15 protein-coding genes and 6 pseudogenes are annotated in these 20,397 nt (G+C 59.5%); 11 read left to right on the top strand and 10 right to left on the bottom strand.

Translation table 11 applies throughout. From position 1 onward, the window contains the following. Positions 1–379: 379 nt before the first annotated feature. The 9 genes and pseudogenes from AC5ZG5_RS43340 to AC5ZG5_RS43300 all read left to right on the top strand — a co-directional run bounded on the left by AC5ZG5_RS43340 (position 380) and on the right by AC5ZG5_RS43300 (position 9,262). Positions 380–1,159 carry an SDR family NAD(P)-dependent oxidoreductase gene (locus AC5ZG5_RS43340; protein ID WP_456646751.1) on the top strand — a complete coding sequence of 260 codons (780 nt, stop codon included), beginning with the start codon at positions 380–382 and terminating at the stop codon, positions 1,157–1,159. Between the two features lie 287 nt (positions 1,160–1,446). Next, a complete protein-coding gene (gene nifA / locus AC5ZG5_RS43335) occupies positions 1,447–3,201 on the top strand; it encodes a nif-specific transcriptional activator NifA (protein WP_456646750.1) in 1,755 nt (584 codons plus the stop codon). Positions 3,202–3,779: 578 nt separating this feature from the next. Continuing rightward, on the top strand, positions 3,780–4,622 hold the full coding sequence (locus AC5ZG5_RS43330; RefSeq protein WP_456646747.1) for an electron transfer flavoprotein subunit beta/FixA family protein: 843 nt from the start codon (positions 3,780–3,782) through the stop codon (positions 4,620–4,622). Positions 4,623–4,639: 17 nt separating this feature from the next. Further along, a pseudogene (locus AC5ZG5_RS43325) lies at positions 4,640–5,010 on the top strand (electron transfer flavoprotein subunit alpha); the annotation flags it as partial. Between the two features lie 79 nt (positions 5,011–5,089). Beyond that, positions 5,090–6,274, top strand: a pseudogene (locus tag AC5ZG5_RS43320) (FAD-dependent oxidoreductase); the annotation flags it as partial. A gap of 292 nt (positions 6,275–6,566) precedes the next feature. Continuing rightward, positions 6,567–6,803, top strand: coding sequence for a hypothetical protein (locus AC5ZG5_RS43315; RefSeq protein WP_456646746.1), 237 nt, complete (start codon positions 6,567–6,569; stop codon positions 6,801–6,803). A 215-nt stretch (positions 6,804–7,018) separates the two neighbouring features. Continuing rightward, positions 7,019–7,171, top strand: a pseudogene (locus AC5ZG5_RS43310) (transposase); the annotation flags it as partial. Continuing rightward, a complete protein-coding gene (locus tag AC5ZG5_RS43305) occupies positions 7,099–8,223 on the top strand; it encodes an IS3 family transposase (RefSeq protein ID WP_456646749.1) in 1,125 nt (374 codons plus the stop codon). The pseudogene AC5ZG5_RS43310 and the gene AC5ZG5_RS43305, both read left to right, overlap by 73 nt. Before the next feature lie 42 nt (positions 8,224–8,265). Continuing rightward, positions 8,266–9,262, top strand: a pseudogene (locus AC5ZG5_RS43300) (IS110 family RNA-guided transposase). A 455-nt stretch (positions 9,263–9,717) separates the two neighbouring features. Here the strand turns inward: AC5ZG5_RS43300 and AC5ZG5_RS43295 are convergent. From AC5ZG5_RS43295 to AC5ZG5_RS43250, 10 genes and pseudogenes are all read right to left on the bottom strand, one after another. Then, a complete protein-coding gene (locus AC5ZG5_RS43295; RefSeq protein ID WP_456646745.1) occupies positions 9,718–10,461 on the bottom strand; it encodes a sulfotransferase domain-containing protein in 744 nt (247 codons plus the stop codon). After that, positions 10,458–10,802, bottom strand: coding sequence for a hypothetical protein (locus tag AC5ZG5_RS43290; protein WP_456646744.1), 345 nt, complete (start codon positions 10,800–10,802; stop codon positions 10,458–10,460). Before AC5ZG5_RS43290 ends, AC5ZG5_RS43295 begins: the two co-directional genes overlap by 4 nt. A gap of 166 nt (positions 10,803–10,968) precedes the next feature. Next, positions 10,969–11,190, bottom strand: coding sequence for an aldo/keto reductase (locus tag AC5ZG5_RS43285; protein ID WP_456646743.1), 222 nt, complete (start codon positions 11,188–11,190; stop codon positions 10,969–10,971). After that, a complete protein-coding gene (locus AC5ZG5_RS43280; protein ID WP_456646742.1) occupies positions 11,156–11,770 on the bottom strand; it encodes an aldo/keto reductase in 615 nt (204 codons plus the stop codon). Before AC5ZG5_RS43280 ends, AC5ZG5_RS43285 begins: the two co-directional genes overlap by 35 nt. A gap of 35 nt (positions 11,771–11,805) precedes the next feature. Continuing rightward, positions 11,806–12,594 carry an ABC transporter permease gene (locus tag AC5ZG5_RS43275; protein WP_456646741.1) on the bottom strand — a complete coding sequence of 263 codons (789 nt, stop codon included), beginning with the start codon at positions 12,592–12,594 and terminating at the stop codon, positions 11,806–11,808. A gap of 3 nt (positions 12,595–12,597) precedes the next feature. Next, positions 12,598–13,512, bottom strand: a complete 915-nt coding sequence (gene nodI / locus AC5ZG5_RS43270; protein ID WP_456646740.1) for a nodulation factor ABC transporter ATP-binding protein NodI — start codon at positions 13,510–13,512, stop codon at positions 12,598–12,600. Beyond that, positions 13,500–14,127 (bottom strand): annotated as a pseudogene (locus AC5ZG5_RS43265) (carbamoyltransferase C-terminal domain-containing protein); the annotation flags it as partial. The pseudogene AC5ZG5_RS43265 and the gene nodI, both read right to left, overlap by 13 nt. Positions 14,128–14,214: 87 nt before the next feature. Further along, a complete protein-coding gene (gene nodC / locus AC5ZG5_RS43260; RefSeq protein ID WP_456646739.1) occupies positions 14,215–15,570 on the bottom strand; it encodes a chitooligosaccharide synthase NodC in 1,356 nt (451 codons plus the stop codon). A gap of 15 nt (positions 15,571–15,585) precedes the next feature. Further along, on the bottom strand, positions 15,586–16,245 hold the full coding sequence (nodB, locus tag AC5ZG5_RS43255; protein WP_456646738.1) for a chitooligosaccharide deacetylase NodB: 660 nt from the start codon (positions 16,243–16,245) through the stop codon (positions 15,586–15,588). After that, complete coding sequence (locus tag AC5ZG5_RS43250) at positions 16,242–16,832, bottom strand: NodA family N-acyltransferase (protein WP_456646748.1); 591 nt, start codon at positions 16,830–16,832, stop codon at positions 16,242–16,244. Before AC5ZG5_RS43250 ends, nodB begins: the two co-directional genes overlap by 4 nt. Positions 16,833–17,743: 911 nt before the next feature. Here AC5ZG5_RS43250 and nodD1 point away from each other — a divergent pair. Then, positions 17,744–18,688, top strand: a complete 945-nt coding sequence (gene nodD1, locus AC5ZG5_RS43245) for a transcriptional regulator NodD1 (protein ID WP_456646737.1) — start codon at positions 17,744–17,746, stop codon at positions 18,686–18,688. Positions 18,689–19,502: 814 nt separating this feature from the next. After that, positions 19,503–20,283 (top strand): annotated as a pseudogene (locus AC5ZG5_RS43240) (LysR family transcriptional regulator); the annotation flags it as partial. Between the last annotated feature and the right edge of the window lie 114 nt (positions 20,284–20,397).

The following is a 20,397-nucleotide window of genomic DNA, read 5'->3' as shown; positions in this document are numbered from 1 at the left end:
TGGCGCGGGCCTATCCAAAACCCATCATCGAATTAGGCCAGGTTCAACGAGTCAAAACCTCTGTGCCGAGGTACTAGACTAGGGCCATGGAGCAAAAGCGGAGCCAATGGGTGGTGCCGCGCACGCCTTGCGGAACTCAAAAATCGGCTCGTGCACCAGCGTTTATTACTGTCCGAAAGCAAACGCACCTGACGTCTGGTAGCCGCCAAGCTGTTGCGAACACGACATTGGGCCGCAAAACGCGCGAGCGTTCTTTTGCATTGCACTGGCCTAAATCCTGCATCGCGTTTGCGGCTGAGGGCAAAAGAATGGGAGACGCGTTTTGAGTCTCGATCTGAGAAACGACGATGCAGCCGCCGGCCCACCGTCGGCGACCGACGTGAGCTGTCCGTTTCACACCGATAGAGCCCAAATCCAGCGGGGAGCACGCAAGACGGTGGTGCTGACCGGGGCGTCGCGCGGCATCGGTCACGCCACCGGAAAGCTGTTTTCGGAAGCCGGCTGGCGCATCATCTCTTGCGCGCGCCAACCGTTCGATGGTGGGCGGTGCCCCTGGGAATCGGGGGCCGACAACCATGTCCAGGTCGACCTCAGCGACCATCGGATGCTGCCGCGCGCCATCGCCGAGGTTAAGGAGCGCCTCGCCGGCGCACCATTGCACGCCTTGATCAACAATGCCGGCATTTCGCCGAAGACGCCGAATGGCACACGACTGACGTCTTTGACGACGTCAGTCGAAACCTGGATGACGGTGTTCCACCTCAATCTGGTGGCGCCGATCCTGCTCGCGCAAGGCCTGTTTGACGAGCTGAAAGCAGCGTCGGGATCAATTGTCAACGTGACCTCGATCGCAGGCTCGCGGGTGCATCCGTTTGCCGGCAGCGCCTACGCGACGTCGAAAGCTGCGCTCGCCTGTCTCACGCGCGAAATGGCGCACGACTATGCAGCGCATGGCATCCGCGTGAATGCGATCGCGCCCGGCGAGATCAAGACGGACATTTTGTCGCCGAACACGGAAGCGCGCCTTGTACCAAATATCCCCCTGCGCCGGGTAGGCACGCCCGAAGAAGTCGCTAAGGTCATCTTCTTCCTATGCTCGGATGCAGCAAGTTATGTCACGGGCACCGAGGTGCCCATCAATGGTGGCCAACACCTGTGATTTTTTGAAGCTGGAGCAGGACCAATCGCAGCTGATTTGACCTACATCAATGCAACTCGTGCTCCTCGTGAATCCGCGGGGCGAGTACGAAGAGCAGAGAAGTCGCAAATCAAAAGCACTGTAAATTTAATGTTGTGCGGCGCTGCAAGTTATCTTCGTGCCATGTAAGAGAGTTATCTCTTTCGGTCACCTGAAATTGGCGCGAGATCGAGGATGACATGCAACCCAATATTCGCAAATCCGAACAGGGCGCCAGGGAGGATGATCATAACAACGGAGACGTCGTCATGCTGCATATCCCCTCCGTACGCGAAAGGCATAACTCAAACGTCGAGACCGACGACGCACCCCCTATCGTGCCATCCCACGAGAGCGCGATTATGGGCATCTTCGAAATATCGAAAGTGCTCACCGCCCCCTGTCGGCTCGAAGTCACGCTGGCCAACGTCGTCGATCTTCTACAATCGTTTGTGCAGATGCGGCACGGCATCGTCTCTCTGTTCCACGATGATGGCGTGCCGGACATTACCGTGGGCGCCGGCTGGAGCGAAGGTAGCGACGAGGGCTACCGGATGCGCCTGCCGCAGAAGGCACTGCAGGAGATCGTGGCGTCGGACATGCCGCTCGTCGCCGAAAACGTAGCAGTGCATTCGGCCTTCAGTGCTGCGGACATTGAGGTGCTCGGGGCCTCCGATGAGATGCGAGTGTCGTTCGTCGGCGTTCCCATCCGCATCGATGCGAATGTCGTCGGCACGCTGACGATCGACCGAATGCTGGACGTGGCCTCGAGCGTCCGGCTCGACTACGACGCACGGCTGCTCACCATGATCGCCAACCTTGTAGGGCAGACGGTGAAGCTGCATCGGCTGTTCGCGTGTGACCGCGAGCGACTGATGGCGGAGAAGGACCGCCTGCAAAAGCAATTGTGTGAGCTCAAGCAGCCTGCACGGGAGCGCAAGAAGGTCCATGTCGACGGGATCATCGGGGACAGCCCGGCGCTGCGGGCGCTGCTCGAGAAGATCGCGGTGGTGGCCAAATCAAACAGCACGGTGCTGTTGCGCGGCGAGTCCGGTACCGGAAAGGAGCTGGTCGCCAAGGCGATTCACGAGCGGTCAGCGCGCGCCAAGCGGCCGTTCATAAAACTCAACTGCGCGGCGCTCCCTGAGACGGTACTGGAATCCGAATTGTTCGGTCACGAGAAGGGTGCCTTTACGAGCGCGTTCAGCTCGCGCAAGGGCCGGTTCGAGCTCGCCGACAAGGGGACGCTATTTCTGGACGAGATCGGCGAGATTTCGGCTTCGTTCCAGGCAAAGCTACTGCGCGTCCTGCAGGAGCAGGAATTCGAGCGCGTCGGCGGCAACCAGACCGTTAAGGTCGATGTTCGCGTGATTGCCGCCACCAATAAGAACCTGGAGGAGGCGGTGGCAAGAAACGAGTTCCGCGCCGACCTCTACTATCGCATCAGCGTGGTTCCCTTGCTGCTGCCGCCGTTGCGCGAAAGGCGCGGTGATATTCCGCTCCTCGCCACCGAGTTCCTCAGAAACTTCAACCGCGAGAACGGCCGCACGCTCGCCTTCGATAGCAGTGCGATTGAAGTACTGATGAACTGCGGTTTCCCCGGAAATGTCCGCGAGCTTGAGAATTGCGTGCAGCGCACCGCAACCCTTGCACCTGGACCATCGATCGTAAGAGACGACTTTGCCTGCTGCCACGGCCAGTGCCTTTCCGCGATGTTGTGGAAAATCGGATCGGACGAGGTGGCGCTACAGCCGCGTCCGATCGTGCCAGTGCCGGTTAAGCCCGCCACGCCGCCGGCGGAGGCGGCCATGCCGGTCCCGCCCTTCAGCGGCGACCTGGCTCCGCTGGCACCAGCCGGCGCAGCCCTCGTAGGTGGTCCGAAGATCACAGATCGCGAGCGCGTCATCGCGGCGATGGAAAGGTCCGGCTGGGTTCAGGCGAAGGCGGCGCGCCTGCTTGGGCTGACACCGCGCCAGATTGGCTACGCCTTGAGGAAATACGGTGTCGAGATCAAGCGTTTCTGAAAGGACTTGGCGCGCGTCGGGAGCGTGACCATCGGCGGCGCGGGCGCTGCCATCGCCACTGCGTGAGTAATGTCGCAATCGACCATCAGCTCACGCCGGATTACAGTCGGCGAGATCATCGTCTGCTGGTCGACCGCGTTCAATTCTAAGCCCGCGTCCGCCCTCATGTGGAGCAACCGCCGTGCGCTGCGGGACTACGAAGGGAACGCCGTGTGCCTCGTGGCCGCAGGCGCCGCAAGCTTGTTGCGACGCCGCGCTTGCTTCTGGTGATGCGAAGCCTCGTCGGTCGCAAATCAGCTCAAGGCTTAAGCTTCCTCATGTAGCGGGTGCTGCGGTGTCTCGAGGAAGCGAATCCGTTTTGGGCCACCCTCTCTGATTCAGATCAACGACAAATTAAGCCGCGGGAGCCGAGCTGTCGTAGTCACGACCAATGTCGCAATTCCGTCGCCGGCAAACGTCAGGCTATGGTGAGATGACGCTTCCCAAAAGCATTGTATCGCTGCCTGATGTTGGAATTCGCGCAGTGGTACGACACTTGCTGTTCTCTTCGCCAGCCATTGCAACGTCTGGAGAAGCATATGCACAACGTCGTCTGCATCAAGCAGGTTCCCGACACCGCGCAAATCCGTGTGCACCCCGTGACCAACACGATCATGCGTCAGGGCGTGCCGACCATCATCAATCCATACGACCTCTTCGCGCTCGAGGCCGCGCTGGAGCTGCGCAATGCATTCGGCGGCGAGATCACCGTCCTTACGATGGGGCCGCCGTCGGCCGAGGACTCGTTACGCAAAGCGCTCACCTTTGGCGCCGATCGCGCCGTACTGCTCACCGATCGCTGCTTCGCGGGCGCCGATACGCTGGCGACGAGTTACGCACTTGCGACCGCCATCCGCAAAATCGGCAAGGAATATGGGCCGCCGGACCTTATCTTCACCGGTAAGCAGACCATCGACGGTGACACCGCCCAAGTTGGGCCCGGCGTCGCGAAGCGGCTAGGTGTGCTGCAGCTCACCTACGTCGCCAAGATCAGGGCCTTGGATCTTGCCGCACGCACAGTTGAAGCGGAACGGCGCTCCGAAGGTGGCGTGCAGGTGCTCCGCACGCGCCTGCCGTGTCTCATCACCATGCTCGAGGCAACCAACCAGATTCGCCGCGGCGCCATGGCGGATGCGTTGCGTGCGGCGCGGGCGCCGATCGCGAAGTGGAACGCGCAGCAGGCCGGCGTCGAGGACGTCTCCAAATGCGGTCTCAAGGGCTCGCCGACCGTCGTTAGGCGTGTATTCGCGCCGTCCGCGCGCGCTGAGAAGGCGGTGCTGGTAGAAGCCGCCGAGCAGCCGGCGGAAGCATTGATCGACGCGATCTTCAAGCACCAGCCCAAGCTTGAGACCGATCTTGCGGCGCTGGCCCGCGATGCCTGATCCGAAGAGTCTTGATGATGAGCGATCTGACGAGAGCTCGCGCGTCTCCTGAAGGGCGCGCCGGCAAGAAGGCGCTCGCGGTGAATTTCAGCGGAATATGTCTGGGTCTTTATCGAACAGGAGCGCGGCCAGTGCAATCAGTCTCCTTGGAGCTGAAGCTGAAAGTTGATCTCGCGGAGGTCGTGATCGGTCCGGAGACAAAGGCGACGCGCAGCGCCCGCGGTCGAACTCTGCCACGGCGCCGACCTTCTATCTGGCTGCCGACAACATGCTCCCAGCTTACCGCAACCTGTCCGACACCAAGGCCTTGACCGGCCTTGTCAACACCTCCGAGCCGGAGATCCTGTTGTTGGGAAGCACGATCTTGGGTCGTGATCTCGCCGCCTCCGCCGTCGCCCTATGCAGGCGACCGCGTTGCAAGCGAGGGTAGGTTTGAGAACATGCGCCACTGAACAAAGGAGAGGCTCATGATCGAAGAGAGGTTCGATGCGATCGTTGTTGGCGCCGGAATGGCCGGCAACGCGGCGACTCTGAGCATGGCCAAGCGCGGCATGAAGGTGCTGCAGCTCGAGCGCGGCGAATATTCCGGATCAAAGAACGTACAGGGTGCAGTCCTCGATGCGGACATCTTGGAGCAGCTGACGCCAGATTTTCGCGAGAATGCCCCCCTCGAGCGCCGCCTTGTCGAGCAGCGCTTTTGGATAATGGAGAGCCGTTCCCATATCGGGCTGCGCTACCGCTTCAACGATTGCAATCACCAGCGACCGAACCGGTACATCGTTATCCGCCCCCAATTCGACAAATGGTTCTCCTGCAAGGTGAAGGAGGCCGGCGCCACCCTCTTGTGCCAGACTACCGTTACCGAGCTGGCGCAGAACCGCCGTGGCCGCGTCATTGGTGTGCGTACTGACCGACAGGACGGCATAATCCACGCCGACGTAGTGGTGCTCGCCGAGGGCGTCAATGGCTTGCTCGGGACGTGTGCGGGCTTGCGCGAGCGGCCGACGCCCGACCAGGTTGCGCTGGAGGTCAAGGAAATGCACCTTTTGCCGCGCGAGACCATCGAAAACCGCTTCAATCTCAAGCGCGACGAAGGGGTCGTGATCGAGGCCGCCGGCACCATCTCGCGCGCGATGACCGGCATGGGTTTCATCTATGCGAACAGGGAGTGCATCTCACTCGGCATCGGCTGCCTCGTCTCCGATCTCCAGCGAACGGGCGAAACGCCTTACGGGCTGCTCGACCGCTTCAAGCGTCATCCGTCGGTGGTGCCACTAATCGACGGCTCAGAGCTCAAGGAATATTCCGCGCACCTCATCCCGAAACGCGGCTACAACACCATACCCCAGCTCTACGGCAATGGCTGGGTGGTGATCGGCGATGCCGCCGAACTCGACAGTACCAGCTATCGCGGGCGTTTGAACGTTGCGATGATCTCTGGGAAAACTGCCGCGGAGGCGATCTTCCGTGTGAAGTCGCGCGGCGGCCGCTGCACGTCGAATAGCTTATCATTGTACAAGAAGATGCTGAATGAGTCGTATGAGGATCTGAAGACGAAGGATGTGCCGGCGCTGATGCATACCCAGCCGGACAACTTTCTCCTCACCTATCCGCAGCTCGTCTCCAAGGCGATCCAGAACTTCGCTCGCATGCAATCCTTGGTCGCTCACGTCAACGAATTCTTCCCGAAAACCGCCAGATGAAGGCAGCGGTGAGCAACCTTCGTGAGTACTATGAGCCGGGTGCTCGCAGCGCGAATCGACCAAGAATCCCATCAGAGGACGACGCGAGGTTCATAGAAAGATAACTCGTGCCAGTAGGCGCAGCGAGGGCGCCCTTGACCAGTATCGTAGTGGTCTTCGCAGACTTTCCGAGGCGCTTGTTCTTGAGGGCCAGACGATATCTGGGCTAGACCACGATTCGCGGGTCAGGTCCGCTCAGAGGTTGTTCCCGGGCGACAAGAATATCATCACCGCGTTAAATTTCGTTCGTGATGCAGAGCGCGCATCTGGTCCGGGCAGCTTTCGCCAGGCCGAGGGCGAGGCTGCCCCGTTGCCGAGGTTGGACGTGGTTCCCGAAGATCTCTGGCGGCTGTTGGACGATCAACCCGACGACTCGTCGATCCTGCCTGATGATCCAAGGCTTATGCAACTGGAACAGGACTTTCGCCAGGAGCTTTAGTGGCCAAGCAATTTGCCAGGCGCGCTGGAAGTCGAGACTAAAATCGTACAGACGATTCTCGACGCGTTGGAGAGTGGGCGCGCGAAAGTGGAGTCCGTGCAGTAACCAGCGGACAGCGCAAACGCTGCGCAGCCTGATCTGAGGCCGGCAAACTGGACCATTTTTGGCTAGAGTTTTCGCTGCCGAATCCCCTCGGCTGGGAGGAGCGAAGGACGATGAAGGCCTCGAAGTTTTCGGACGCCCAGAAGGCGTTCATTCTCAAGCAGGGCAACGATGGGGTTCCGGTTGCGGAGATCTGCCGCAAGACCGGAATCAGCCAGGCGACCTATTTCAACTGGAAGAAGAAGTACGACGGATTGCTGCCGACCGAGATGCGACGGTTGAAGCAACTCGAGGAGGAGAACGGCAAATTGAAGAAGCTGGTGGCGGATCTGTCGCTCGACAAGGAGATGCTGCAGGACGTGATCCGCCGAAAGCTATGAGGCCTGGCCGGAAGCGCAAGCTGGTCGACGAGGTCCGTAGCGAGTGGCAGGTCTCGATCCGCAGGGCCTGTGCGGCCCTCGAGTTTGACAGGTCGACCTACCATTACAAGTCTCGTCGCTCCGGCCAGGCTGCCCTCGAACAGAAGATCAGGGAGATCTGTCATGCCCGCGTGCGCTACGGCTATCGCCGCGTTCACGTCTTGCTGCGTCGTGCAGGTTGGCGCCACGGCCAGAACAAGACCCGGCGTGTCTACCGCGAGTTGGGCCTGCAATTGCGCAACAAAACGCCCAAGCGCCGGGTCAAGGCCAAGCTGCGCGATGACCGCAAGCCAGCGACGCGATCCAACGAGACGTGGGCGATGGACTTCGTTCATGACCAGTTGGCGACAGGGCACAAGCTTCGCGTGCTTACCATTGTCGATATCTTCTCCCGGTTCTCGCCGGCGCTGGCGCCGCGGTTCACCTTCCGCGGCATCGACGTTGTGGCGGTGCTGGAAAGGGCCTGCAAGGAAGTGGGCTTCCCGGCGACGATCCGCGTCGATCAAGGCAGCGAGTTCGTGTCGCGCGATCTTGACCTGTGGGCCTACCAGCGCGGCGTCATGCTGGACTTCTCGCGGCCTGGCAAGCCGACCGACAATGCCTTCATCGAGGCCTTCAACGGCCGCTTCCGGGCCGAATGCCTCAATGCCCATTGGTTCCTGTCCCTTGCGGACGCCCAGGAAAAAGTGGCACTCGCAGCTCGGATGGAGAACCCCGTCCGAGTTCGCCATCACCTGCCACCCGCGCCGGGATCTGGCGCTGCGCTATGCCGAGGGCTCCGCGCCAGCTCCCGTCGCTCCCACCGCCCATTCGGGCAAACCCAACTGCCAGAGCGAACTCAGGACTGGATAAAACTTGATGTGGTGGAACGGCCCGCTCCGACAGCATCAAAGTGCTAGAACGTGGTCGTTATTCGAACGCCACAAAGGAGGGACCGTTCCGTGAAACAGGTTAGCACCATCGGGTTGGATTTGGCCAAGCACGTTTTCCAGGTTCACGGCGCGGATGCCGAGGGCTCGCCTGTGTTCAACCGGAAGCTACGGCGCAGCGAAGTTCTGTGCTTCTTCGAGAAGCTGCCGCCACGCCTGGTGGGATGGAAGCCTGCGGTAGCGCCCACCATTGGGCGCGCGAGATCGCAGCACTCGGTCATCAGGTGCGGCTTATTCCGCCGGCTTATGTCAAACCCTTCGTCAAGCGAGGTAAGACGGATGCGGCGGACGCGGAGGCGATCAGCGAAGCGGTGACCCGAAAGACCATGCGCTTCGTCCCGATCAGACGGCCGAGCAGCAAGCTGCCGCGATGGTGCTGAAGACCCGCGCTCTTCTGGTGCGGCATCGAACGCAGGCGGTCAGCGCCCTGCGCGCGCATCTGGCCGAATTAGGCATCATCGCCACCGCCGGCCTGGCAAAGGTTGAGGCGCTGGTCGCGATTGTACGGGACGAGAAAGATGCTCGCCTGCCCGCAGCAGCGCGCTTCGCGCTGATGGCTATAGCCGATGAGATTGAAGCTTCAGCCGACCAGATCGACAGGCTCGAGCGTCGGTTGACCACGATCCCTGGCGTCGGCGCCATTACTGCGGCGACCATCAAGGCGCTTGTGCCGGATCCCGGCGGGTTCAAGTCGGCTCGCCACTTTGCCGCCTGGTTAGGGTTGACGCCACGGTCTCATTCGAGCGGAGGCAAGGAACGGCTGGGACGAATATCGAAAATGGGGAATCCGGAACTCCGCGCTCTCCTCGTTGTCGGGGCAACAGCCGTCTTGCGGGTCGCCCGAAACGACGCTCCGTGGCTGAAGGCGCTTCTCGCCAGACGGCCCTTCGAGGTTGTTGCGGTCGCGCAGGCCAACAAGACGGCGCGGATCATCTGGGCGCTTCTGAACAAGGGCGGGACGTACCGGCGTCCCGACCCGCTGTCGACTAGCGCAGCCGCCGTCCGATGAACGCATGACCGCCAAAACGATCTGACCGGCGCAGGCCGGCAGAGGGCAAGGTGCTACAACAGACGATGAACCCATGGGACGAAAATCCCGAGACGAGCGAAGCCACTGCTCCCAATGCGCTCAAGCGCGTAAACTTGATTTAGCTCCTCGTTTCGAGGATCTCATCGAGGCCAGCGGCCATGTGCCGCGCACAAAAGGCCGGACATATGACCGCACCGTTCCAATGTGTGAATCGACTGAAAAAGCTCTTGCCACGCGGGCCGTTCCACATATGGGGGCAAGGTCAATGTGTTCGGCAGCTCGAGTGAATTTTCATAAATTTTGCCTAGCCCGCCACTCACTCCTAGACACAGCATGTCGCGCTCCATTCATCGTGATAGGGACACTCTATTGGCCTGACTCAAGACCGTTCCACCTGAGTGAGGTGCACTGTCGCTCGCCGCCGCGAAGGTCCGTCAGACGTTACCGACCTCAAACAATCTAGCGTAAGGTCCGTCTGCGAAGTGAAGCCGCAACTCATGAAAATTCTGTACCGTCTGGTCCAGCGGTCGCGTTTCCTGGCGCTGAAGGATGGCACGACCAGAAAGCTGAAGCGCTGGAACCCCCAGGAACTCCCAAATCGTTGCCAAGCAAGCGGCGGGTTCGCGAAGAAGACTCTCGTACTCGATCACAAGCATGTTCGTCAGCGCGAAGGAGTGCGCGACCAGAGCGTGGAAATTGTCGGCAGCCTTGAAGTAGGCCTCGCAGTCGGCGATTGACAATCTGACGCACGGCGGCGGAGCCGCGTTGTCAGAACTGAATTTCAGCCATTGGCGGGTTTGCCTTGCCTGCACCAGCGATCGTAGCGATTCCAATGTGTTTCTGCGAACCACGAGGATGACCTTCAGGCCTGGCCAACCGGCCAGCTCGGCAAAAAAGCCCGGACGATCGTGAAACTGAGGTTCGTTGATCTTGCAGCCAACGTGCGTCACCTTCTTGTCGCTGCGCGTGGGATAGCGCAGGTAGGCAAGTTCTAGGAGCTCGCGATCGCTGTGTAGCAGGCGATCCTTATGCGGCCATTTCGTATCATATGGATTGAGCAACTCACCGTTACTGACCACGTTCGGATGCTCGTTTAGCAATGCTTCCAGATAGTGCGTGCCAGTCCTTGGCATCGCAAGAATTACAAAGGGCTCAGGTGACCGTGCGGGGTGGGTCATTGCATGTGGCTCCAACTAATATTTATCGCGAGGCCGCTTGGGGTGGCGCCCAGCACAAGACTCCACGCTGTCATGTCTCCGCCGACCCGTTCAATGATGTTGAGAAGCGGCGGGGGATTAAATCCGCGCTCATGCAACGCTGCAATCAAGCGGGACAGCACCGTGACCGTCTGGTCGCGCAGGGCGGCGTGAGTGCCCGGTTTCAACCTGCTCGGCTCTTTGTCCTGGTTCTCACAATACGGCTCACGGGACCGGATCGGCGACGTGATTTGTACCAGGAGGCCAATACCCGAATCATGGGGACGGCGTTCCATAACGCTGACAGATTGACTGGATTCCATCGAGGACCTCGCGTGACAGGCTGACTTCCTACCCTGGCGATGTTGTGCTTTAGCTGCAGCTCGGAGGTCGCGCCTACGAGGGTGCTTGCAACGAATGGCCGGCTGCTGACGAATGACAACGCTCCGTGCACTGGATCAATGTCATGTTCCCGAAAACGCGTATATGCTAGGACCGCATGCTGCGCCCTCTCATTGCTGTAGCGGACGAACCGTCCGAACAAGTTCGCGAACCGGTTGGCCGCTGCCCGCCCAAGTACTTGCCAGTCAGCGTGCCCATCGCGAGCGGCGAATACGCGAGAAGCCCCACCCGTTCGCGCTGAGCCATCTCGGCGAGGCCGTTCTCAAAGTCGAGGTTAAGCAGATTGTATGGATTCTGAATGCTTATCACGCGGGCTAAACCATCTAGCGCGCAAGGTCCCAAGTGTGTTTCGTTGCAGAGCCTGATGTGACGAAACGCGACCGCCTCTGACGAGCGCGTTCAACGCCTCCAGCGTCTCCAGGATCGGGACCGTGTCCTCGTCGAGTTGGTACTGGTGGTCAACTAACTGAAAGACGTTGGTGCTGCCGTCGGGCCAGTGCATTTGGTAGAGGTCGATATACTCCGTGTCCTTTGCAGGCTGGTGTCCACGACCTCGAACAGACTGGCGCGTGTGTAGCTGACGCACATAGGGCAAGTTTGCCTTGCCTGCTCGAACAGGGCCGACGGCTTTGGTCGCAAGCACGACGTCTTGTCTGCGCCGGGTCTTGCGTAGCCAACTGCCGATATAGCGCTCCGCAAATCCATGTGTCTCCGCACGGGGTGGCACAGGGTACATTTCGGCAGTGTCGACCGAATTTATGCCGGCATCAAGGGCTGCGTCCAGTTGCGCGTGCGCCTCGGCTTCCTCGTTCTGCTCCCCCCAACTCATAGTGCCCAAGCAGAGCACGCTCAGCTTCAGGCCGCTGCGGCCCAGTTCACGATACTGCATCGCGTATCTCCTTCTCGTGCTGGTCGTGAATAGCGTCAACGTATCAGGCGTCGACGAAACAGTGCCGCCGACACGAAGAACGGCAATACTGCGTACATGCAAATTACACCGATATGCAGGCCGACGCTGCCGGCTGGGCGGCCAAGCATCGCCGGACGAATGAGATCGATCGAATGTGCCAGCGGCAAGAAGCGTCCTACCTGCTGAAAGGCGTCGGGCAGTTGGGTGACCGGGAAGACCGCGCCGGACAGGAACACCATGGGTGTGAGGACGAGCGTCTGGTAAAACACGAAATAGTCGTAACTTGGTGAAAGAGCTGCGACGACCATCGCCAGGCTCGCGAAGGTGAGACCGGTGATGGCGATAGCTGGCAGCGCATAGAGGATGGATGGCCACGCTGCGTAGCCCAGGATGGCGGCAACAATCGTAATTGCCGTCCCGGCCAGAACGGCCTTGCTGGCTGCCCACGCCACTTCACCGAGAACGATGTCGCCGAGCGTGAGCTGCGTGCACAGGACTGCTTCCCAGGTGCGCTGATGATGCATGCGAGCGAAAGCCGCATGAATGGTTTCGAAGGTGGCGGAAATCATCGCGCTTGTCGCGACCATCCCAGCCGCCAGAAAGGCGATGTATGAGGTGCCGTCAACGCGACCTACCATTGCTCCGAGGCCCAAGCCGAGGCCGAACAGAGAGCTCATAGGCTCAGCGGCGTTCCCGAGAACCGATGCCAGCGCGACTTTCCGCCACGCCAGATAGTTGCGTCGCCATACCGCGATCCAGTTCCACGCATTGGCGGGCAGAGCCGCCGCATAACGTCCCCACATGGTTCAGTCCTTCATCTCCCGCCCGGTCAGCCGCAAAAACACATCCTCAAGATTCGGTGGACGCTGCAGAAAGCGTAGACCCGTGTGCCCGCGCAGCTGCGCGCGCACCCGCTCTGGATCTGGCGCATAGCAAAAGAGCGTCTCACCGCTCACGTCGATACGCTGCGCGTACGGCCTGATCAGCGTACCCAACTCATGCGGATTGCCACCGTAGATCTCGATCACTTGGCAGCCGATCTGCTCGTCGATTAGGGTGTGAGGCCGGCCTTCAGCGATCTTGCGCCCTTGTTCGAGTACGCACAGCCGGTCGCACAACCGCTCGGCTTCTTCCATGAAGTGGGTGGTCAGAAGAATCGTCTTGCCGCGCGCCAGCAGCGAGCGCAACCGTTCCCAGATCAGGTGGCGCGCGTGCGGATCGAGGCCGGTTGTCGGCTCATCCATGACGAGGAGCTGAGGGTCATTGATGAGCGCACGTGCTATCGTCAGGCGCCGCTTCATACCGCCAGAGAGTTCGGCTACGCGCGCATTCGCCTTGTTCTCAAGGCGAGCGAACTCGAGCAGTGACGGCGTGACCGCTTCGATTTGGTGCGCGCTCATGCCGAAATAGCGCCCGAACACCAGCAGGTTCTCCCGGACCGTGAACTCGAGATCAAGATTGTCGAATTGCGGGACCACGCCGATGCGCATGCGAGCCAAGCGAGCGCGTCCCGGCACTGGTTCCCCGAGCACGGTGATGTTGCCCGCGTCCGCTGACGCCATGCCGAGAACCATGCGCGCAATCGTGCTCTTGCCTACGCCATTCGGTCCCAGCAAGCCGAAGCACTCTCCCGAAGCAACGGTGAACGACAGCCGATCGACAACGACCTTGTCGCCATATGACTTTGTTACGCTGGTAAGGCCGATCGCTATCGCGGACATGCGCTCATCCTAGCGTGAGAGATGCCGTCGCCCGGCGATAGCTCAGCTGCAAGCGTGGTCAACAGCAAGCCGTCGCACCATACGTGTTCAACGCGTCCCCACTGGCAGGCTGCGGCGGCATCCGGAAAAAACCCACGTCCATGGTGGTTGGCACTCGGATTGCACAGCAGCGGAATGCCCGTGAGCTTTTCATATTCGACGAGAGGCTCGGCGACTTTGTGCTCAGAGTTTCTAGGAATGGTCTGCAACCGGGTAGACCCGTCGAGATGTACAACGGCAGGGATTTTGTCCCGCCATTCCGCTCGCGTCTGGTCATCGAACAGCATGTAAGGATCAGGCATTCCAGGGCTGACAATTTCCGGCGCGATCTTCCAGGCATATCGGCGCCACTGGCCGGAAGTGTTCGCGACGTTTGATGTCGTTAAGATGATCCTTCATTCCCGCCGATGTCGCGGTTGCGAGGATGCTTCTGCCGCCCAACGCTCGTGGTCCGAGCTCAGCGCGGCCGGCGAGGAAATTCACGGGCTTATTGCTCGCCAGGATGGCAGCAAGTTCATGCATACTGCACGGCGCAGCCTCCCACTCAGACGGCACATCGGTGCGTGTCAGGGCTGGCCACGGATCGTCGGCAGCCAGTTCCCGCTCTAGCAGTCGGTATTTCTTATCCAGGCTCACGAGCTATCCACCTATGTAATTGCACGGTCACTCGCCCCTGCAAGCGCCGTCAGACGTTACGAACCTCGAAGAAGCACGCGAGAGATGCCTCCTTCGGATTGACCCACCAATTTCCGGACCTTCTGTAGCATTTGGTCCAGCGACCGGATTTCGGATGACGACCTGCTTTTCCCCCCCGTTTGGTAGCTTGGCAGCCTTGCGCGACAGCCAATCGCTATTGCTCAATGTACACAATGCATAAGCTTTCAGGGGGAGTAAGAGAAAGATGTTGATGAGTGTGTGCAGAGAAAAGCCGAGAAATCGAAGTTCGCGAGCACGAAACGCTGCGACGCTACAGCGAACCACGGTCATTGATGCGATAATCAGTCCTGTCCACCACGGCACTGTGGCTGTGAGTGCGAGCTGTGCGAGCGCCGTTAGCGATGACAGGGCGAGAAGTAGCGGGCCGAAATTCTGTCCGACTACATCTAGCGTGAGATAGCGATCAAGTTCGGGCAACAGGCGCAGCGCAAGGAACGTATCCCGGAAAGTGCTCCGTGCCCAACGGAGTTGTTGGCGCAGATACGGCCCTAGCCTGTCCGGAACAACTGTTGCCGCGACGGCGTCGGGAACGTACTCCGTTTGAAACCCTGCTTTCAGCATGAGGATCGTGAGATGGCGATCCTCTCCGAAGTCGCTTGGCTTTCCTCGAAACAATTGCGTCTCGTACTGATCTAGCAGCAACAGGAGCGCGGAACGACGGTACATCGCACATGGGCCGCAGCAGCACATAACGGCGCCGAAGCGAGCTTGTGCCGCGCGCTCTTCGTTGCAAGCCAACCAGTACTCCATATCAATCAACCGGGTCAGCCAAGTGTCGCTTCGGTTGCTCGCCGTCAACTGCCCCATGGCCGCCCCGATCGCTGGATTTTGCATCTTCCGTGCAAGCTTCGTGACCACGTCGGCAGCTATTATCGTGTCCGAGTCGACGTTGAGCACGAAATCTCCAGATGAGCGGCGTATCGCAGCGATCTGTGCCTTCCGCTTTCCGACATTCTTTCGCAGCAGAATGAAGCTGAACCTTTGGTCGTCCGAGTAGGCGTCATGAACGGGTGCCACAGCGTCGAGATTTCCAGAACCGTCATCAACCACATAGACCTGCAGTTTTCCGGTGTAGTCTTGGCTTGCAATAGACTTCAGACACGCCGAGAGCGCACGCGGGTCCTCGTTGAAGCAGGGAACGATGACATCCACGCTCGGCAGAGCGTCGGCGTTGACCACGTCGTCCGGCGGCGATGAAACGTTTGTCGGCAGAGCGTAAACCACCTGCACGCTTCTATAGACAGTCGAGAGAAGCGCATAGACCAAGATAGCGACAGTGCTGGTTGTGGCAAGCAGGATCATAGGGTGCCGATTTGTTCAGTGAGGTTGAGGAAGCGAGCGGATTGAAAATCCGCGGACATGCAATGCTGGAATCAGGTTGGAAAGCGCCAAGACGGTCTGATCGCGCAGACCAGCATGAGTGCCCCGTCCCAACTCGCCGGGTGGACATCCGTCGTGCAAGAGCACAATTGCTCCCGGCCGGATAGAGGCCATCACCGCGTTGACAATCGCGTCAACGCCGGGACGAGACCAGTCTCGCGGGTCTACCGACCAGTGCAGGGCAGCCAGCCCAGCCCTCGCTGACGTAGCGAGCACCTCTTCGGTCCACATGCCATAGGGTGCACGCATGTGCCGCGGGGAGGCATGGGGGCATGCCATCCTGATGACTCTGCTCGCCGTTAGTATTTCCTGTTGCACTTCGGCGAGTTCGCATCTGGACAGGTCCGGATGAGTCATCGTGTGGTTTGCGACCTCGTGCCCTTCTGCGACCATTCGTCGGATTAGTTTCGGCTGGTCCGCCGCGTACGCGCCGATGACGAAGAAAGTCGCTGGCACTCGGTGTTCCGCCAGCACATCGAGGACATCCGGCGTGCAAAGTGGATTAGGACCGTCGTCAAATGTCAGATAGACGCCGCGACTTTCGGTGCGGTCAGCGTACTCGCTGCGCGCTTCGCAAAAGCAGTCGAGGTGTGTCACAGCTCTGGCCCGTTCCGATCAATCATCGTGCCGGTCGGCCACTCGCTCATCGACCGTCCAATTGGTAAAACTACGATGAGTACGTCCTCGATGCGTGTGGGCGGCTTGTCGAGAAGCACATCTGGAAGGGTGGACCGCACGCGAACCCCCGACACAATGGTCGCCGGACCGTGTCGGCGGAACCTTGCAAAATGTTTCTGCAGCGCGTGCCGAACCGTGCCGAAGCCGAATGGGACTCCAAGCTCCTGCAGTACTGGATGCATGACGCGGATTGAATGAGCGATTCCGAGTCCCTCAAGATCCGGACGTACCCCGTACAATCCTAGTTCGGCCACTAGTACATCGATCGCGCCAACCTTGATGAAACGGCGCAATAAGCCCATATGAGCCGCTACACCGCGCGAGTCGTAGCCGATTGCACGGAGCTCAGGCCTCGCGCCGGCCCAACTTCGACTGCCTTCGAATGGTTTTCCATTAAACGCCCCAGTCGGTCTATAGGTCTTTCGAAAGAACTCGGCGAGTTCGACATGGTCGGCGAGTTGCAACTCGTTTTCCCAGCACAGCTTCCACCGCACCTGAGAGCGCATGGAGAGACCCCTAGTAGAGCTGGATACGGCAACATTCATGGGTGCCTCCTTCGCCGACCGGCATTCGAGGGTGGACTTGATGCACGCGAGCAGTTCGCTATCGCTGAATGGCTTGTTCAGGTAATAAGACACGCCGGCTCGCAGCGCGCGCGCCCGGTGGTCCTCGCCGGGACGGCTCGTGAGCAGCATCATGGGAATGGCCTTTCCGGCTGCGACCAGACGCGCGTAGAGCTCGAGCCCGGTCTTTCCCGCCGCTGCATGTCCGCGATGAAGCAGGATCGTGGTGAGAAGGCGGCTGGGACTCCAAGAACTCATCTGCACTCTGGAACGGGTCTGGGATGAAGCCGACCGAAAGCATGCTCGTCAGCGCTTCACGGATCGATGGATCGTTATCCACGACGCAGACTATATCGAGCGCATGTACCGGATCTACTGGGGACCCCTCCTGCATTTTCCGCACGATTTGACTCCGATGGACACGCGATCCAGTTGGCCGGGTCGCAAAGGCAGTTGGCCCCTGCAATCGGCAGCTCCCAGTTCGTCCCGACGTTAAGGCGAAGTGGAGGGCTGGCTCAATTCTACGGAGGTAAGCGGCCAATATAGAAAGGGTTGGAAAAGCTATACGAACGTTTACCGGTAGTGAGCGCCGACGCGACCTGCGGGACGCTTGTCGCGTCAAGCACCGCGACGCAGCTTGTACAACCCGCTGAAAAATGTAACCGCAATGGACATGATGCTCGGCATACAGCTGGGAATTTTTCGCGGAGCTGGGGCAAAGACTGGTAAGCATTCCTGATCTGCCCGAATTTTATTCGTCCCAACCGACGGGTTTGCTATCCGCCATCCCGCAAAATTGGTAAAATCAATTGTTTTGATTGAACACATCCACACAATGGATAACTCTCCACGCCATGCGCTTCAAAGGCCTTGATCTAAATCTTCTCGTCGCGCTTGATGCTCTGATGACCGAGCGTAATCTCACCGCGGCGGCACGCAGCATAAACCTGAGTCAGCCGGCCATGAGCGCGGCCGTCGCCCGGCTACGCGCCTATTTCCGCGACGAACTATTTACGATGAGGGGCCGGGAGCTTGTCCCAACACCACGAGCGGAACGGCTTGCCGTTCCTATTCGCGAGGCTCTGGTGCACATCCAGCTCTCCATCATTTCCCGCGATACGTTCAACCCAGCCAAATCGGATCGCCGCTTCAGGATCCTCCTTTCCGATTTCATGACAATCGTATTTTTCCGAAAGATCGTCGACCGTGTCGCGCGGGAGGCTCCCGCCGTCCGCTTCGAATTTCTGCCATTTGTCGATGAGCCCGATGAGCTTCTCCGGCGCGGCGAAGTCGACTTTCTTGTCTTGCCGGAATTGTTCATGTCGAGCGCGCATCCTAAAGCGACACTGTTCGAGGAGACACTCGTGTGCGTAGGCTGCCGCACGAACAAGCAGCTATCACGGCAGCTTACATTCGAGAAATACTTATCAATGGGACACGTTGCTGCCAAGTTCGGGCGGGCGCTGAGGCCCAACATTGAGGAATGGTTCTTGCTTGAGCACGGTCTTAAGAGACGCATCGAGGTCGTTGTGCAGGGCTTTACCATGATCCCGCCTATGCTATCGGGGACTGATCGTATAGCGACGATGCCCTCAAGGCTGGCCCAGCATTTCGCAAAGACGATGTCCCTCCGGATCGTCGAACCTCCGCTCCCACTTCCCGCATTCACCGAGGCCATCCAATGGCCCGCCATTCACAATACTGATCCGGCAAGCATTTGGATGCGGCGGACATTATTGCAGGAGGCGTCCCGGATGGCTTCTCCGAGTGAGACCACCCAAAATCGCAGGCGCTGCTAGATTTACTCAAGGCGTCTTACCACCTGCTCTCTGCGTCAATCCAGATATACCTAGATCCTTCAAGAGCACCTGGTCGCTCGGGCCGATCTCGTTGTCCTGCAATATCTCGGATAGCCCGCACTGCAAGAGGCACGTACGCTATCTTCTGCATGCCGAAGAAACGCTGCAAATTCGATGTCAGCCGCAGCGAACTCGAATTGGTGTACTTGAGTGCCGCTTGATCAGGTAGCGATTTAATCATGCTTCTCACGCCCGTCACCTGCCACGGCCGCCGCAAGATGTTGTCGGAGCTAGCCAGACAGCGCAGCGGAATTGCCTTCCGGGATTGCGGAGGGCTGCATTTGGCTGCTGTGTCCGCGAGGCGACATCAGACATTCCGCGAAGATGCATCTTCGCCGAATGAAATGAAGTTCAGCTACACCAATAAGTTGCTTGAATCGCACGCTGCGTCCGGTTGTAGCTTGCAACGACGACCAAAGCTAACCACGCGGAGCGTCGATAGCGCATCTGTGGCGTTATTGGCGTAACGGTGCGCACCAGCTCCCGACTCTCAACGGTTCACAGTGATCGATATGGTGCTGCGAGCGATTGCTGGAGCGCACCAAAGGCCGCCTTCATGGCCGCCGGCGACTTCCACGCTCGCTCGCATGCTCCTTTGCGGGACCAAGATGCTTGCGACCGAGTATGATGGCCTTCTTCGCGATCGCGCCGCAACCCAGAAGGAGTCGACTTGGGGGACTGAGACCATCAATAGACGTAACCGTTGTTGCTCAAATGTTTACAACGCAAAGGCTTTCAACGGGATTAAGAAGACATCTGTTTCAAGGGCCTTGATCTAAATCTTCTCGTCGCGCTCGATGCTCGGTTGACCGAGCGTAATCTCACCGCGGCCGCACGCAGCATCAAGCTGAGCCAGCCGGCCATGAGCGCCGCCGTCGCCCGGCTACGCGCCTATTTCCGCGATGAACTATTTACGATGAGAGGCCCGGAACTTGTCCCAACACCGCGTGCCGAAGGGCTCGCCGCCCCTATTCGCGAGGCGCCGCTGCACTGGACCGTGTGGCGCGGGAAGCTCCCGCCGTCAGTTTCGAATTGCTGCCACTCGCCGATGAGACCGATGAGCTTCTCCGGCGCGGTGATGTCGATTTTCTAATCTTGCTAAAGCGGCATTGTTCGAGGAGCGGCTCGTGTGCGTAGGCTGCCACACGAATAAACGGCTGCCACCGCAGCTTACATTCGACAAATACATGTCAATGGGGCATGTCGCAGTGAAGTTCGGGCGTGCGCGAAGGCCCTCCATCGAGGAATGGTTCTTACTTGAGCATGGTCTCAAGAGACGCATTGAGGTAGTCGTGCAGAGCTTTAGCATGATCCCGCCTGTACTATTGGACACGGGGCGCATAGGTACGATGCCCTCAAGGCTGGTTGAGCATTTCGAACAGACGATGCCCCTGCAGATCGTCGAACTTCCACGGTCACTTCCCGCATTCACCGAGGCCGTTCAATGGCCCGCTTTTCACAACAATGATCCGGCAAGCATCTGGATGCGGGAGATATTGCTGGAAGAGGCGTCCCGCATGGCTCCCCTGCCTTGAGACCACACAAAGCTCTCGGCGCCCCTAAATCACTTAATCTTACTGAGTCAGAAAGTCGCGGGCGTATTTGAGGGTGAATCAGCTACCCAGAGGACTCAGGTGAGAGGACTTTGA

Source organism: Bradyrhizobium sp. Ses1 (assembly GCF_059512365.1).
Note: the sequence above shows the minus strand (reverse complement) of the source record. Positions and strands in the feature narration are given on the sequence as shown.